The following is a 16,653-nucleotide window of genomic DNA, read 5'->3' on the forward strand; positions in this document are numbered from 1 at the left end:
CTTTCGACAGCTCAATGAATTCTGAATTTATTTTAATATCTTTCGATATTGAATTGACTGTGCCGAATAATTACCGAAATAACTATTCTGTTGGTCACTCAGTTTTCAATTGAGACTCTAAATTTGTTTGCCTCGCTAATTACTCATAAAGAGTAAGTAGGTTGGCTGTTAGAACTCAATCTGTACGAGTGCCCACACAGATGATTGCTTTATATTGTTAAAGAACGTTTTGAGTCGCTTTAGCGTCTCAAGGGATGCGAATAATACACCCTTTATTTTTCGAGTCAACACTTAGTTTTAAACTTTCTTTCGATAATTTAAAACCGAAGTTTTATTTTACTCTCTGAGTAGTTCGTGCCTCGCTATGCGTTGGCGTTTCCCGTCTCAGTGGGGTCGCATTATAGGGAGCGGCGGATTTTACGCAAGCGTTATTTGCATAAAATAGTAATTAAAATTAAGCCCCAAGCAAGCACACATGATAAGCACAAGTTACCCACAAAAACCTGTTGATAACTCTTGTTTTTACATAGCTAAACCATTCTATAGCTTTTAATTAAAACCTTAAAAATGCAAAAAGCACCTTATTTAGGTGCTTCTCAAAAGTAATAGTTATTAGAATCTAGGGTCTGTTTATCTTTCAAGGTTAAATTTGCAGCAGCCTGTTTGGTATTCAGGCAAGGCAGAGCCTATGTAGTGTGGTTACTCCCCATAAATAGGCGATAACGTAGCATTAATGCCAAACAGGCGCTGCCCAAAGGGTTCTTCCTAGGGGCTATTTACTCTTTGTTACTCGGTTTTTACTTATTCTTACATGGATGTAAGCCAGTAGGGTAACGCAGGAGCAGTTACCGAGCCCACTAGGTTACAAATCTCGCACCGCGATTAAACACCCCCTGGTTTGAACAAATTTTAATCCGCAAAGAGCAACAGACCCTAGTATAAAATACTATATAACTTGCGACGATACTTTGCTGCGAGTGCGTCGCCATCAGGTAAAGAGGCAATAATGGCTAAAAAGCTTGGTTTCGCTTCATTGAAATTCAGATCTTTTTGCAGCACTGTAAATAGTATATCCAATGCTTCTTCTTTTCTGCCTGCTTCATTGAGTAAAATACTAAGCTCTTCTTTTAATTCTAGGTCATTTGGGTACTTTTCTACTTGTTGTTGCTTTTCTTTAATCTCTGGTGAGTCTTTTGCTTCAAGCGCAGCTTCGCATTTTGCTTTTATATTATTAAAGTAAGCATCTTGCTCTTGTACGTCTATTGTATTTATAAGCGCTTGGGCTTCATCTACCTTGTGAATTTGAATACATATATCTGCAAGCACTAATTTGATGCGTGCATTACCGCTGTCTATTTCATAAGCTTGCTTTGCATAATTGAATGCAGCATTTAAATCTGACTTTAATAACGCTTGTTTTGCTTGCTCTAACAGTAAGTCTTGTTGCGCAGGTAAATGCTTTGCTAGGGCTTCGCGTATTTGTGCCTCACTTTGAACACCTGCAAGTAAATCTACTGGTGCAGAGTCTTTTAATAATACAAGCGTAGGCAGTGTTTGCAGACCAACTTGTTGCGCAAGTTGAGAAGCGAGTGCTTGCTCTGCATCGCAATCTAGGTTTGCTACTACTATATAGCTTGCATATTCAGCCGCTATTTTATCTAAAATTGCAGCCTGTCCGATGCAGTCAGGACTTTGAGGAGAGAAAAAGTTAAGCAACACCAATTTTTGCTGTGATGTTTCACCGAGTACTTGTTGAAGGTTTTGCGCATTAATACTAACTATGTTGCTCATTGAATTGATTGCCATATTCATCTATTTAGGTTTTTATATGGTGGTGAACATAATAATTACAAGTCATATACCTAAATCATCCGGTATACATATTCAACAATGAGGGAAAACATGAAATTAACTTATCTAAGTGCAATACTTTTATTAGCAAGCCCATTAGTACAAGCAAATGGACTCGATTTGAATTTAAGCAAAACCATGCCAGCTATAGAAAAGTTTTACCTCGATTTACACCAATCGCCAGAGCTTTCTTATCACGAACAAGAAACGGGTAATAAAATAGCGGATAAATTAACTCAGCTGGGTTTTAAAGTAACAAGTAATGTAGGTGGCTTTGGTGTTGTCGGCATTTACAAAAACGGAAACGGTCCAACCGTGATGATCCGTACTGACACCGATGGCTTACCTATTATAGAGCAGACAGGAAAGTCCTATGCCTCAAAAGTTAAAGTAATAGACGAGCATGGTGCGAAAGTAGGTGTAATGCACGGTTGTGGCCACGATATTCACATGAGCTCTTTTATTGGTACTGCTGAGCAATTAATAGTACACAAAGATCAATGGAAAGGCACTTTGATGATGGTTGCACAGCCTGCCGAAGAAGTTGGTGGGGGTGCTAAAGCCATGTTAGGCGAAGGACTATTTAGTAAATATGAAAAACCTGATCATATAATTGCTTTGCATGTAAGTGCTAGCGTCCCCGCTGGTAAGGTATCAATGAAAAATGAATACACTATGGCAAGTGTAGATTCTGTCGATATTACAATAAAAGGTAAAGGTGGTCATGGTGCTTATCCGCATACAACTATAGACCCTGTGATTATAGCTGCACGCACAGTACTTGCTCTGCAAACAATCACAAGCCGAGAACTTTCACCGCTAGAGCCTTCGGTTATTACCGTTGGGTCTATTCATGGTGGCTCAAAACATAATGTGATTTCGGATGAAGTAAAACTACAACTCACTCTCAGAAGCTATAACCCAAATGTTAGAAGTGCTCAAATAGCAGCAATAAAACGAATCACGGCAGGTATTGCACAAAGTGCTGGCCTAAATGAATCAAACTACCCTGTAGTATATGTACATGAAGATGAATCTATTCCATCTACTTATAATAACCCTGCACAAACAGACATTGTTAGAAACTCTATTGCCAGCGCAATTGGTGATACTAATGTGCTTGAAACACAAGCTGTAATGGCAGGTGAAGACTTTGGCCTATACGGACGCACCGATGAAAACATCCCGATTACCTTATTTTGGCTAGGTGGCGTAAACCAAGCACAATATGCAGATTCGATAAAAGCAGGTGAAGTACTCCCTTCCCTACACTCTAGTAAATTTGCACCAGATTATAAAGTTGCTATCCCTACCGGAATAAAAGCAATGAGTAACGCTGCTGTTGGTTTATTTAATAAGTAACCTGAATTCTGGATAATAAATCTATCTCAAGTAGAGTTCAGGTTAAGTAATATCGTTTAATAAAATGGCTCTGTAGCTAACTAGCAACAGAGCTTTTTTTATAACTCGACTTTTTAAAGGTCGCTTTTCCACCTCGTTTAGCAAAGCGTTTTTTAGGTGAGCTTTTTGGTAACCTTGCAAATGCATTGCTATCGCAGTTTGCTGCTAATTGTACAAACCCATTTAGGTCAGCAAGTAAAGGCTGTAAAAATTGCTGATAACTCATTACTTGCTGCGCGATATCACCTAAGCTCGATTCCCACTTTGCGGTTAAATCAGGACTCGCTAAACCTTGTGGTAATACGCTAATAAGGGCAAGTCCCGTTTCGGTCGCTCTAATTGACTTACCTTCACGTTTTAAAAAACGCCGCTTAAATAGCAACTCGATTATTCCCGCACGTGTTGCCTCCGTACCTAAACCATCAGTGTCTTTTAATACTTTTTTAATTTGTGGATCTTTAACATAACGACTAATGCCGGTCATCGCAGCCAATAATGTAGCATCGGTAAAATAAGCAGGGGGTGATGTATGCTTTTCGACTACTTCGCCTTGCTCACAAAAAAGAGACATACCTTTTGTTAAAGGAGGTAACGTAGCTTCATCTTTTAATTCAGACTTACCCATTAATACCTTAAAGCCTAAGCTTACATCTTGTTTTGCATTTGCTTTAAATAATCCGCCAGCGATTGTTATCTCTGCTTTAGTTTCGTTATATATATAGTCGGGATAAAACTGAATTAGGTAATGGCGGCTTATTAATTGATATACCTTCGCTTCGTCACCGCTCAAACTCGCTGACTTTAACTGCTTAGCCGTAGGCACAATGGCATGATGGGCAGCCACTTTTGAATCGTTAAAACATTTACTACGCTTTTTTACATCAGCCCCATTTACTAATTCACTGCTTTGCCCACCATTAGCACTTATAGCTTTAAAAATAGCAGATGCATCTTGATGGTGATCTTTAGGTAAATAACGATTATCAGAGCGTGGGTAAGTAATTAGTTTATGACGTTCGTAAAGTATTTGGCAAATATCCAACACCTTTTGAGCTGGCATACCAAATGCTTTAGCCGAATCTATTTGCAGTGCAGATAAATTATAAGGTAATGGAGCACTTTGTTTTTTTTGTTTTTGGTCAAGTGAAGTAAGCTCAGCACTTTGCTTTGTAATGCGTGAAGCAACATTTTGTGCGAGTGCTTTGTTAAGTATTCGCCCTTCTTCATCTTGATGTGGCTCACATGCTTTACTAGGAACCCACTTAGCTATGAATGGCTGGTTATCTGGAGTAAGTAAATGCGCCAGTACATCGTAAAAAGGCTTAGATACAAAGTGTGCTATTTCGTTATCTCTATTAACAACAAGACCTAAAATAGGGGTTTGTACTCGCCCTACCGAAAGCACATTACCAAACCCTGCTTTTTGCCCAGCTAGTGTGTATGCACGTGTTAAATTCATACCAAATAGCCAATCAGCACGAGAGCGCGCTAAAGCAGATACACTTAGCGGAATAAAATCTCGATTAGAACGCATAGTACCCAGTGATTTTTTTACCGCCGATAAGTTTAAATCACTAATGAGTAAACGTTGCGTACTCTGCTTTTTAGCCTGACTTATTTTAGCTTCTTCAATTACTTGATCGACTAGTAGCTGGCCTTCACGGTCTGGATCGCCAGCGTGAATAAGTTGCGAGGCTTGTTTAATTAATTTTTTTAAAACAGTGAGCTGTTTGCGAGTTTTGGTTTTGGCTTTTAACTTCCACTGTTCAGGTATTATAGGTAAGTGTTCAAACTGCCACTTTTTAAAGCGCTCATCGTAATCATCGGGTTCTGCTTGTTCTAGCAAATGTCCAATACACCACGATACACAATCGCCATTAGCGACTTCTATATAACCATCATATTTTTTATGTGGTTTTGGTAACGCATCAGCAATAGCGCGTCCAAGTGAAGGTTTTTCTGCAATGTAGAGTTTCATAGCCTGCTCATCACTGTTTATATAAACAGTAGTCTAGCACAGCTATTTTAAAGGAGGGAACTTTTTGTAACTATTGGCTAGCTGGGCTTTTTTTGTCTTTTGTTAAAATATAAATAAGCGGAAGATAACAAACAACAACGGTGCCTATATTAATAAATGGCAATAAGGTTTTATAAATGTATGTACTATAAGAAAGATCCCATAAATGGCGGTCGACTAATCTAAATAGCTGTAAAATTGGTGCCATAATAACAACCAATTGACCTAATACGCATTGCCATAAATAAACCTTATCTTTTAAACCCAGATATGCGATGAGTGCCATCCAAGCAATATCATTAAGGGCCCAAACAAGGTATCGATAAACATAAATCCCATTATCAAACTCTTTCAAGTAAGGATGAATAATGGTTCCATATAAAAAAAAAGCGGCTGTAATTAAAGCGAAACGCAGGGCCAAATAATCTTTTCTAAAATAAAAGATGAAAATAGCAGGGCTTAAAATAAACACCCAACTAGTATCTAATATCAATATAGTCTTTAAAAACCATTCAGGCATTAGAGTTAATCAAGTTTTTTTTCATCATCGTCATTACCACCGCCATTTCCTGGCATATGACTAAACTTATCGACCTTTTTCATAAACTATTCCGTTACATTTGTTAAAGAAAGCATACTTTATGATAAATAAGTGTGTTTGCCAATAAAAGTTATCTTACATCTATAGGAGCTGACTCTTTTGCTTTACCTTGTAATATAGATATTTCTACTCGGCGATTCCTGCGGCGATCTTCATCGGTGTCATTCGGTACAAGTGGTCGTGTTTCAGCTCGACCAACCACCATCATTCGGGTTTTATCAAATCCTTGGACTTTTTGCAGTTCACTTGCAACGGCTACAGCACGCTTTGATGATAGGTCCCAATTATTAATATATAACTCATTCGATACCTGAAAATCATCTGTATGGCCAGATACTGTTATTTCACCGGGTACATCTTTTAACAGCACACCGATATCTTGAATTATAGGTTTAAACTTAGGTTGTAAAAATGCACTACCTGAAGGAAATGAACCATTCTCTCTAATGCGAATAATTATTTGCTGCCCTAAAGACTCAAGCTCAATTGCGCCATCGATTATTTGCTTTTCAAGCTGCTGCGCTATCTTTTTAACAAGCTCGTTAGTTTGCTCCTGATCGGCTGCTGAAGTTGCTTGCTCAGAAGATTCTTCTTGTGAGGTACTACGAGATTCGCCACCGCGTTTATCCCCTCGCTGTTCTTGCCTGCCGCCTGCTGAGCTTTCATCGCCAGCCTGAAACTCTAACATTTGTTGAGTCATTTCGACTGTTTGCTGCTGAATGGTTTCTATTGGGGTTGGCTCTGGTTTGCCTGGGGTAAACTCCATGGCAATAACAGAGGTCCCTTTAGGGATGTCTTTTACTTCAATTTTATTCTGCACACCAAAAGCAAACTTCATAGAGCCCGCGATTTGTTTAAACTTAAGTACATCCATTTCTGAAAACGCGAGCAAGAGTACAAAAAAGCACATTAACAGTGACATTAAATCGGCAAACGTTCCCATCCATGCAGGTAGACCTGGTGGTGGACATTTGCACTCTTGATCAGACATAGTTACTCCTCGGTATCTACTTTGCGTTTAGATTCAGCTAAGTAATTTTTCAAAATACCTTCGATTACTTTTGGATTTTGACCATCTTGTATACCTAAAATAGCATCCAAAATTAAACGCTGATTCATCGCTTCCTCGTCTTTACGCAGTTCAAGTTTTACCTGAATAGGAATTGCCACAACATTGGCTAAAAACGCGCCATATAAAGTTGTTAATAGTGCTACTGCCATTGCCGGACCAATTGCCTTTGGGTCATCCATGTTAGACAACATTGCAACCAAACCAATTAGAGTACCAATCATACCCATTGCAGGCCCTATATCAGCTAACGACTTAAATAAACCCGCGCCCAATTCATGGCGAGTCGTGGTTAGAGAAATATCTTTTTGAAGTGTAGCGCGAACTACATCTGCGTCGTGGCCATCAACGAGCATATCGACGCCTTTGCGCATAAAGGGGTTTGGAATTTCAGCTTCTTCGAGTGCTAAAAAACCGCCTTTACGAGCTGAATCCGCAAGTTCTACTGCTTTTTCGATAAGTATTTCTGGCGTTTCGATTTTAAACATAAACGCTTTGGCAACAACTTTACCTATCCCCAAAAATTGCGACATGGTGAAGTTTGATAAAACAATAAAGAGTGAACCACCAAATACAATAACCACCGACGGGGTATTGTAAAACATAGCCATTTCACCGCTACTACTCATAAACATAGACATGACAATTAAGCCAATTGCGCCTAGGATCCCGATTATGGTTGCTAAATCCACATTTCCTCCAGAAGTTTCATGCTTAATGGCCTTATCATAAACTTTTATTATTAACTGCTTATCGGCAACATATTGAATTGCTTAAGCCATTTTTATAAATAAACATAAAAAGCAGCCTTTAGCACTATCTTAGATCAAGTTATAAAGGCTACCTAATTATCAATTGATTTATTAAACCAACAGACCGCTATTAAGGCTTTATTAATGCACTTGAAATATAATTTAACGTTATAAAGGTAAAAAACCAATATCATCCTTTGACCTAGTTTAGCATTCCCCCTAAAATTGACCCCTAAATTTATTATGTAAGCTGAAATAAAGATGGCGACTAAAAAACCTGAAAACTTAAGTTTCGAACAAGCACTAGAAGAATTATCTACAATCGTTAGTGACATGGAACAAGGTGACTTATCGCTTGAGCAATCGTTAAAGCAATTTGAGCGTGGAATTGCATTAGCAAGTGCTTCATCAGGGAAATTACAGCAAGCAGAACAAAAAGTATCAATTTTGATGGGGAATGGCGAAAAGTCAGTACTTACAAACTTTGATAATGATATGGAATAGCTGTGAGCATAAAAAATCATATTGAACGTGCTCAAAAAGATGTAGTAGCGACCTTACAACAGCATTTTAACCAGCCTCTCGATACAGAAGAAACGGTAAAGAACGCCACCCAGTATGGATTATTTAATGGCGGTAAAAGATTACGTCCATTTTTAGTTTATGCCACAGGTAAAATGCTCGGCGCAAACCATCAAGACTTAAACGTACTTGCTGCTGCAATTGAGTGTATTCATAGCTATTCGTTAGTCCATGATGACTTACCAGCAATGGACGATGACGACTTACGCCGCGGACGCCCTACTTGTCATATAGAGTTTGGCGAGGCAAATGCAATTTTAGCCGGTGATGCTCTTCAAACTCTTGCTTTTGAGCTTATTGCGAATCACAAATTTGAATGCTCATCGCAAACACAAGTAAAAATGATTGCTACACTTGCCCACGCATCAGGCCTTCAGGGTATGGTTGGCGGACAAGGCCTTGATATAGCAGCAACAGATAAAGTAATTACCGTACAAGAGCTTGAGCGAATACATAAGCTAAAAACCGGGGCTCTAATTAATTGCGCAATTACACTTGGTGCACTGTGCAGTGAAAAGGCTGATCAACAAACCTTAGAAAATTTAAGTGTTTTTGGGTATGCTATAGGGCTAGCATTTCAAGTACACGACGACATTTTAGATGTTGAAGGCGATACAGTTATTTTAGGAAAGCCACAAGGCTCCGATATTGCCGCGAATAAAGCGACATATCCGGCGTTATTAGGTATGCTAGGCGCTAAAGAAAAGGCGCAGAATTTAATACAACAAGCCCATGAAGCGTTAGCAAATATAGATGCTGACACAACACTTCTTGCGTCGCTAGCAAATTATCTAATTGAGCGTGACCACTAATTTTTGCTCATACGTATTGCAATTAGCACTGACATTATTACTCAACATTAATTATTCGTAAAAGCTTTGAATTAATTAATGTTAGCGAAGGATATATATAAAACCATGACACTTGATAGTAGCAAGTATCCATTACTTAATTTGGTTGACGAGCCAGCCCAATTGCGTGACTTAGCGCAAGACAAACTCCCTGCATTTAGCAATGAGCTGCGCGATTATTTACTCAACTCAGTATCGCAAAGTAGCGGTCATCTAGCGTCTGGTTTAGGGACGGTTGAACTAACCGTTGCGCTGCATTATGTTTATAACACTCCAGACGATCGCCTAGTTTGGGATGTGGGTCATCAAGCTTATCCGCATAAAATTCTTACTGGTCGTCGCGAGCAAATGCACACCATTCGCCAAAAAGACGGTTTACACCCTTTTCCTTTTCGCGATGAAAGCCAATACGATACGTTTAGCGTAGGCCATTCAAGCACCTCTATTTCAGCTGCCTTAGGTATGTCTATTGCTGCACAAAAAGAAGGTAAAGGTCGAAAGTCTGTAGCCATTATTGGTGACGGAGCTATAACCGCAGGCATGGCATTTGAAGCGATGAATCATTTAGGTGATGTAAAATCAGACATGCTTATTATTTTAAATGATAACGAAATGTCGATTTCTGAAAATGTTGGCGCATTAACAAATCACTTTGCTCGAATTTTATCAGGTAGCTTTTATACTAACATTCGTGAAGGTAGTAAAAAGTTACTCTCAGGTGTGCCTCCGGTAAAGCAACTTGCCAGTAAAATGGAAGAGCACATTAAAGGCATGATGATCCCGGGTACCTTCTTTGAAGAATTAGGCCTAAATTACATTGGTCCCATTGATGGTCACGATGTAAACATGCTTGTAGATACATTACGTAATATGCGTAATTTAAAAGGCCCACAGCTTTTACATATAAAAACCCAAAAAGGTAAGGGCTACAAACCGGCTGAAGCCGATCCTATTGGCTATCATGGTGTACCAAAATTCGATCCGAGCACAACTAGCCTACCTAAATCTAAACCTAGTGCTGCTACTTTTTCAAAAGTATTCGGCGATTGGTTATGTGATATGGCCGAACAAGACAGTAAGTTAATGGCTATCACGCCTGCAATGCGCGAAGGTTCAGGCATGGTACGTTTTTCTAAAGAGCATCCAGATCAATACTTTGATGTAGCTATTGCTGAGCAGCATGCCGTTACTTTAGCCGCTGGCTTTGCCTGTGAAGGTTTAAAACCTGTTGTTGCTATTTACTCAAGCTTTTTACAACGTGCGTATGACCAATTAATACATGATGTTGCACTGCAAAACTTACCTGTATTATTTGCCATTGACCGCGCTGGTATTGTTGGAGCCGATGGTGAAACTCACCAAGGTGCGTACGATTTAAGCTTTATGCGCTGCATTCCAAATATGGTAATTATGGCACCAAGCGATACCAACGAATGCCGCCAAATGCTATACACCGGTTATAAAGCAAACTGCCCTGTTGCAGTTCGTTATCCTCGAGGTAGTGCAGGTACTGCAGACATTGAAAGCACTATGCAACTGCTTGAAATAGGTAAGGCAGATACAATTAAGAAAGGCAGTAAAATTGCCATTTTATCGTTCGGTACATTACTTGAAAATGCACAGCTTGCTGCAGATGAATTAGATGCAACGCTTGTTAATATGCGTTTTATTAAACCACTTGATACCGCACTTTTAAATGAGCTTGCAACTAGCCACGATGTAATTGTTACGCTTGAAGATAATGCGATTGCTGGCGGTGCCGGCTCTGCAGTTAACGAATTCTTAGCAACGCAAAAAACTGATATTAATATCCTTAACTTAGGTATTCCTGATGAGTTTATTAAACACGGCACTCAAGATGAAATGCACGATGAAATGGGGTTAGGCGAGCAAGGAATATTAACCGCTATTAAAGCGTTTATTAATTAACTTCCTATACATCTAAAGTTGAGCATATTAAAAAAGGAGCCTAGGCTCCTTTTTTAATATCAAATATTGCTGATCAGCGCATCCACACTTTAATATCAGCTAGGCCATTGCTTTGTAAAATACCTAATTGTTGATCAACGTTAGAATTTTGTTCAAACTCAAATGCATCAAGCTGATCATCAAACGTAATATTTGCAACACCATCACCACCGCGCTTTTTAACTTGGTGCAATGAAATATCAGCTAGGTTAATAGATGTTTCCCAGCTAATTACCTGCCCACCCAAAAGTGGTAATGGATAAAATGACCAACCAATTGATGCCGTGATATTAGTTGTTTTTCCATTTGGTAATTGGAATGAATTAGCCGCTATTACTTTACAAAGATCTGAAGCATAGCTGTCTATTTTATTGCATTTAAAATCACGTAATAATAGTAAAAACTCATCACCACTCCAACGTGCCACATAGTCAGAACCCTGCGTACGCGAATTTAATAATGCAGCCATTTGCTGTAAGCAGCTATCACCTGCAATTGGGCCATAGGCATCATTAATACGGCTGAAATTATCAAAGTTAATAATTACCAGCACCAGTGACTTGCCTTGTGCCTGCAGCGATTGTGAATTACGTTGAAAGTGTTCAATATCTTTAGGGAGTTGATCAAACAAAAAGCGACGGCTACGCAGCCCTGTTAGCTCATCTGAGTGACTAACTAATTTAAGCTGTGAATTCACTTGGCCTAATTTATCATTAGCTTGACGAAGCTCTAAGGTACGCTCGGTGATCAAGCCCTCTAATGCTTCTTGTTTTCTACGCTCTTGCGCTCTAAACACCCAAAAAATAAGGTAGAAAAGCAAAATAAAGCCACTGGTAATTAAAAGCCTAAAGTAAATAGTTTCGTCAAAGCGCTCAGGCACTACAAAACCGTATTCTACTTCTTGCGCTTTAGTCCAGTCTTCACCTTGGCGCTTCGCTTCTAATTGAAACAAAAACGAGCCTGGAGGCAAGTTAGTATAAATAGCTTCACGTCGCGTATTAGCATAGCGCCAGTCACTATCTAAGCCACTTAGTTTATATCTAAATTCAATACTGTTTGGTGCATAGTAATCAATAGCTGTGTAAGTTAGCGTTATATCACGCTCGTCTGTTTCTAATGATGGTTTTTTACCAAGCGCAGCGGTGGTTAAATGACGAAGTGGTGTTGTTATTGTTTCTATTGTTGGCTTTAATGCAAGCACACCAAATAGCTCTACATTTTTAGGTATTTCAACAACACCTTGTAAGCTTGGGTACCAAATAGAATTGCCGGTGTCTGCTACCGCATCATGCCCAAGTCCACTACAACATTGATTCGCTTTACCATCGAGTTGACGGTCAAAAGATGAAATCACTTCTTCAACTTTTAAGCTTTTTATCTCTGTTTTAAATTGCTCTACAGGCATTCTGTAAACACCTTTCATGGTGCTTACCCAAACATGCTTTAACTTTTCATCATATTCTAGGCTAAATATAGACCCATACGGTAAGCCATTAGCTGCATCGAGTTGACGCCACTGCCCTTGCGTACTTCTGTAAAAAAGCCCATCGTTAAGAGAGCCGATTAAAATACCCACGCCATCTATATGTAGCACGCTAGTTACGTATGCACTTTCAAGTGTTGTTTGGTCACCAATTTTTTCAATGCCACGGTCTGTAAAGTAATATGCGCCTTTACTAGTACCAATCACACCAAAGTTTGTTTTATCCAATACGTAGGTAATAAACTTACTACCTAAAAAAGCGTTATATGCAAAAGGCGTTAAACCAGCATAATTTAATCGATATAAACCGCGTCCGGTACCAATCCAAAAACCGCCTTTACTAGAGCGACTTATTGCAAATACCGGGTTATCGCGAAGCGCTCGACCAGGGACGGTATAGAGTGTCTTGTTTTCAAAAACAAATAAGCCGCGCCCCGTGGCTATATATAATCGTTCACCATCGAATTGTAGATCGTGTACTGACGCGTATCCATATTTACTACTTGGAACTAAATTAATAAAACTTTTATCTAAATCGAAATAACCAATGCCGCTTTTGTTAGCAACCCACAGTTTTCCATCAGGAGCTTGGCTGATAGCCATAACAGACTCGGTCATATCTGAAACAGCTGAATGCCTTTCTACTCGCCCTTCATGGGCAAGCCATAAGCCTTCACTAAAACTTGCTAACCAAACGTTATTTTTATCATCTCTAAAAATATCAGCAAACCATATGCTTTGATCAAGTTGGCTTGGTTCTACCCATTGCCACTCACCGGTTTTATCTCTAAATAATAAACGTCCATAAGTCGAAACCCATAAGCCACCATCGGTATCACTCATAAACTTATAAACGGCTGAGTTATTTGCATTAGGTAAAGGAAAAGGTCTTAGTTCGTCATCTAAATCTAAAAAGTATGCACCTAGCTCAGAGGCTATATACAAATTACCGTTTAAGAATGATAAATCGTGCACTATGGTTTGCGCTAACCGCTCTGGTAACGATATTTTAGCGGTAAGCTCTAAACGTAGTTTAGAGAAATCTGATGAGTTTTTAGTAAGGCGTAATAAATGACGATCATTAACCAGCCAAATACCTTCAGGAGAGAGTGCCATTTGGCTAACAGAGCCAACAATTTGGGTAATTACGGTAGCATTAACAATAGGTAGGGGACCATTTACTTGAGTGCGTAAATCAACTTGCCCTCTATCTACATAGTATAAACCATTAGCCGCAATCCATATGCTGCCTTTAGAGTCCTCAAGAATATCTCTTACCGGACCTTTAATATTAAACTCTTGTGCTGCAAATGTGGCAGGGTTAATAACTACCAAGCCACTTTTAGTACCTACCCATAATAAGCCACTAGAATCGACTAAAAGTTTATTAATACCATTACTAGGCAAGAACGGGCTATTTTGCGTGTTGTAGTTTGTAAATGTTGTGCCATCAAAACGGCTTAAGCCAAACTGAGTACCAAGCCACATATAGCCTTGCTGGTCTTGTACTACGCTTTTAAGTGATTGCGAAGGTAGACCATCTTTTATATTCCATTGCTTAACTACGTAATCACTAATTGAAGCCCAACTTGGTGTCGCGCACAACATCAGTACACAAACCAGTAAAAATCGCATCATATTGCTGCCACCTAGTTAAACAAATCAAATATAAAAAATTAAAAGGGTAGTAAACCCACTTTTATTAGCGCCTGTAAGCATATAAGCGAAAAAACGCCCGCAAGTATATCATCGGCCATAATACCTAAACCACCATGTACTCGTTTGTCTAGCATACGGATTGGGCCAGGTTTTGCTATATCAAAAAAGCGAAATAACAAAAAACCAACGAGTAATGTTTGCCAGCTAAGTGCTGCACCAATCATTGTAATGTAATAGCCTGCCACTTCATCCCATACAATAGCAGGATGGTCGTGCACGCCTAAATCATCAGCCGTTTTACCGCAGGCCCATATACCAAATATACTGATCACTACGGCAAACACAATTTGCAACCATAGCGGATAATACATAGTCATAAAAATGAATGGCAATGCAGCAAAAGTGCCAAATGTACCAGGTGCTTTAGGGGCTAACCCAGTACCAAAACCCAAACCAAAAAACTGATGTGGGCGCTTTAAATTAAACTTTCGGTTTTTGTTCAAACCAGCTCCTTTGCAAAATGCTCAAAACCTTGCTGCTTAAAATCAAACTTTTCACCGTTGTGTAAAAGTTCAATTTGACCATCGCCACTTTTAATTTGACCTATGCATGTTGCATCTACACCATACTGGCGTAGTTTTATTTCTAGCATACTTTTATTGCTATCAGGTACAGTAAAAATTAATTCGTAATCATCACCGTAACTTAGAATAAATGGCAGCTGCTGATTAAAATCAAGGCTTGCTTGCATTGCATCTGAAGTCGGAATACTTTCAATATTCACAACTGCATTTACTTGCGACATATCAAGTATATGACTTAAATCAGCGATTAAACCGTCCGATACATCAATAGCCGATGATGCAAGGCCTCGCAATACCTGTCCTGCAGCAACACGCGGTGTTGGAAAGTCAAAGCGCTTATTTAAGTACTTTAAATGCTCTGGCTCAATACTTATACCTTGTTTGCGAGACTCAATTGCAAGTCCAGCGTCACCTAGCGGACCTGTAACATAAATCCAATCACCCACTTTCGCACCACTACGGCGAAGTGCAGTACCTTCTGGTACAGTCCCTTTTGCACAAATAGTGATAGTTAATGGACCTTGCGTAGTATCGCCACCTATAATTTGCACATTAAAGTATTCTGCAATTTCATGCATGCCTTCAGTAAACTCTTCAATCCACTGTGGGTCAATACTTGGCAAGGTTAACGCAACTGAAACCCATGTTGGCTCAGCGCCCATTGCCGCTAAGTCACTTAAATTAACAGCAAGCGCTCTGTGACCTAATGCACGAGGGGAAATATCATCAAAAAAGTGTACGCCAGCAACAAGAGTATCTGTTGTAACGGCAAGTTGGCAGTTTTGTGGAACGGTTACTAAAGCGCAATCATCCCCTATACCTAGGTTTACATCACGACGGGTGATCCCGCGACCTTTAAAGTAGCGGTTAATTAATTCAAATTCCTTCATACACAAAAAAGCCGGCCTATGCCGGCTCCCCTCTTTAACGGTTTACTTACTTGCGTAAATGCTTAACAGCTTTATCAAGTACACCGTTTACAAATTTATGGCTGTCTTCAGCGCCAAATATTTTGGCCAGCTCAATACCTTCGTTGATAGCAACTTTATAAGGTACATCTTCACGGAACTTAAGCTCATAGCTGCTTAAACGTAAAATTGCGCGCTCAACCATATCTAAGTCATTAAACGGACGTGTTAAATGTGGTGATACAGCTTCGTCTAGTTGCTTATAATTTACAGCAACACCCGTCGCTAAATCTTTAAAGTATTCAACATCAATTTTAGTAACGTCTGTTTCGATCAACATTTGTTGTTCGATATCGGCAATTAAATTGCCACTTATTTGCCAAGAATAAACGGCTTGGAGTGCTAAGATACGTGCTTTACGTCTTGCTGCTGGTTTCACAAAAATTCCTTAAACTTAAATTTTATCTAACACATTAACCATTTCAAGCGCGCCTAAAGCAGCTTCGCCGCCTTTATTGCCCATTTTGGTGCCAGCACGCTCAATTGCTTGTTCAATGCTTTCTGTGGTTAATACGCCAAATGCAACCGGGATATCATACTCAAGTGATACTTGCGCAAGACCTTTGTTTGATTCGCCAGCAACTAGGTCAAAGTGTGGTGTACCACCTCTGATCACTACGCCTAATGCGATGATTGCATCATACTCTTTTTTTGCCGCAACGCGTTTAGCCGCTAAAGGTAATTCTACCGCGCCTGGTACATAAATAACGGTAATGTCGTCATCAGATACGCCACCAGTGCGTTTTAGCTCATCAACAGCACCTGCAAGGAGGCTGCTACCGATAAAGTCATTAAAACGAGAAATGACAATGGCAAACTTTTTGCCAGGAGCGTACTTACTACCTTCAATAATTTTCATTTGATAAC

14 protein-coding genes are annotated in these 16,653 nt (G+C 39.5%); 4 read left to right on the forward strand and 10 right to left on the reverse strand.

The features are described from left to right. Positions 1 to 933: 933 nt before the first annotated feature. On the reverse strand, positions 934 to 1,791 hold the full coding sequence (locus tag I6E70_RS19000) for a tetratricopeptide repeat protein (protein WP_010554572.1): 858 nt from the start codon (positions 1,789 to 1,791) through the stop codon (positions 934 to 936). A gap of 111 nt (positions 1,792 to 1,902) precedes the next feature. On the opposite strand from I6E70_RS19000, the gene I6E70_RS19005 reads away from it, so the two are divergent. Continuing rightward, entirely contained in the window at positions 1,903 to 3,213 is a 1,311-nt protein-coding gene (locus I6E70_RS19005) for a M20 metallopeptidase family protein (protein ID WP_197189389.1), read from the forward strand. A gap of 76 nt (positions 3,214 to 3,289) precedes the next feature. Here the strand turns inward: I6E70_RS19005 and I6E70_RS19010 are convergent, their stop codons facing one another. The 4 genes from I6E70_RS19010 to pomA all read right to left on the reverse strand — a co-directional run bounded on the left by I6E70_RS19010 (position 3,290) and on the right by pomA (position 7,631). Then, positions 3,290 to 5,230 carry a DNA topoisomerase III gene (locus I6E70_RS19010; protein WP_197189390.1) on the reverse strand — a complete coding sequence of 647 codons (1,941 nt, stop codon included), beginning with the start codon at positions 5,228 to 5,230 and terminating at the stop codon, positions 3,290 to 3,292. Between the two features lie 70 nt (positions 5,231 to 5,300). Next, complete coding sequence (locus tag I6E70_RS19015; RefSeq protein WP_010554575.1) at positions 5,301 to 5,789, reverse strand: hypothetical protein; 489 nt, start codon at positions 5,787 to 5,789, stop codon at positions 5,301 to 5,303. Between the two features lie 151 nt (positions 5,790 to 5,940). Further along, positions 5,941 to 6,861 (reverse strand): flagellar motor protein MotB, encoded by a 921-nt coding sequence (locus tag I6E70_RS19020; protein ID WP_007587113.1) that lies wholly within the window; start codon positions 6,859 to 6,861, stop codon positions 5,941 to 5,943. Between the two features lie 2 nt (positions 6,862 to 6,863). Continuing rightward, on the reverse strand, positions 6,864 to 7,631 hold the full coding sequence (gene pomA / locus I6E70_RS19025; protein ID WP_007587114.1) for a flagellar motor protein PomA: 768 nt from the start codon (positions 7,629 to 7,631) through the stop codon (positions 6,864 to 6,866). A 321-nt stretch (positions 7,632 to 7,952) separates the two neighbouring features. Between pomA and I6E70_RS19030 the strand changes: the two genes are divergently transcribed. The 3 genes from I6E70_RS19030 to dxs all read left to right on the forward strand — a co-directional run bounded on the left by I6E70_RS19030 (position 7,953) and on the right by dxs (position 11,053). Then, positions 7,953 to 8,195 carry an exodeoxyribonuclease VII small subunit gene (locus I6E70_RS19030; RefSeq protein ID WP_002961738.1) on the forward strand — a complete coding sequence of 81 codons (243 nt, stop codon included), beginning with the start codon at positions 7,953 to 7,955 and terminating at the stop codon, positions 8,193 to 8,195. A gap of 2 nt (positions 8,196 to 8,197) precedes the next feature. After that, on the forward strand, positions 8,198 to 9,085 hold the full coding sequence (ispA, locus tag I6E70_RS19035; RefSeq protein ID WP_007587115.1) for a (2E,6E)-farnesyl diphosphate synthase: 888 nt from the start codon (positions 8,198 to 8,200) through the stop codon (positions 9,083 to 9,085). 105 nt (positions 9,086 to 9,190) lie between these two features. After that, on the forward strand, positions 9,191 to 11,053 hold the full coding sequence (gene dxs / locus I6E70_RS19040) for a 1-deoxy-D-xylulose-5-phosphate synthase (RefSeq protein ID WP_010554578.1): 1,863 nt from the start codon (positions 9,191 to 9,193) through the stop codon (positions 11,051 to 11,053). 73 nt (positions 11,054 to 11,126) lie between these two features. Here the strand turns inward: dxs and I6E70_RS19045 are convergent, their stop codons facing one another. Genes I6E70_RS19045 through ribH form a run of 5 tightly spaced genes read right to left on the reverse strand, consistent with a single transcriptional unit; the run spans position 11,127 to position 16,645 of the window. Further along, positions 11,127 to 14,213 carry a ligand-binding sensor domain-containing diguanylate cyclase gene (locus I6E70_RS19045; protein WP_007587118.1) on the reverse strand — a complete coding sequence of 1,029 codons (3,087 nt, stop codon included), beginning with the start codon at positions 14,211 to 14,213 and terminating at the stop codon, positions 11,127 to 11,129. A gap of 38 nt (positions 14,214 to 14,251) precedes the next feature. Then, positions 14,252 to 14,737, reverse strand: a complete 486-nt coding sequence (locus I6E70_RS19050) for a phosphatidylglycerophosphatase A family protein (RefSeq protein WP_007587120.1) — start codon at positions 14,735 to 14,737, stop codon at positions 14,252 to 14,254. Then, positions 14,734 to 15,708: a thiamine-phosphate kinase gene (gene thiL / locus I6E70_RS19055; RefSeq protein WP_101164009.1), complete on the reverse strand. Its 975-nt coding sequence runs from the start codon at positions 15,706 to 15,708 to the stop codon at positions 14,734 to 14,736. The genes I6E70_RS19050 and thiL overlap by 4 nt, the downstream gene beginning before the upstream one ends. A gap of 46 nt (positions 15,709 to 15,754) precedes the next feature. Further along, positions 15,755 to 16,165 carry a transcription antitermination factor NusB gene (gene nusB, locus I6E70_RS19060; RefSeq protein WP_007587129.1) on the reverse strand — a complete coding sequence of 137 codons (411 nt, stop codon included), beginning with the start codon at positions 16,163 to 16,165 and terminating at the stop codon, positions 15,755 to 15,757. A 15-nt stretch (positions 16,166 to 16,180) separates the two neighbouring features. Further along, positions 16,181 to 16,645 (reverse strand): 6,7-dimethyl-8-ribityllumazine synthase, encoded by a 465-nt coding sequence (gene ribH, locus I6E70_RS19065; RefSeq protein ID WP_007587130.1) that lies wholly within the window; start codon positions 16,643 to 16,645, stop codon positions 16,181 to 16,183. Positions 16,646 to 16,653: the final 8 nt, after the last annotated feature.

Source organism: Pseudoalteromonas sp. NGC95 (assembly GCF_015864705.1).
GTDB classification, from domain to species: Bacteria; Pseudomonadota; Gammaproteobacteria; order Enterobacterales; family Alteromonadaceae; genus Pseudoalteromonas; species Pseudoalteromonas arctica.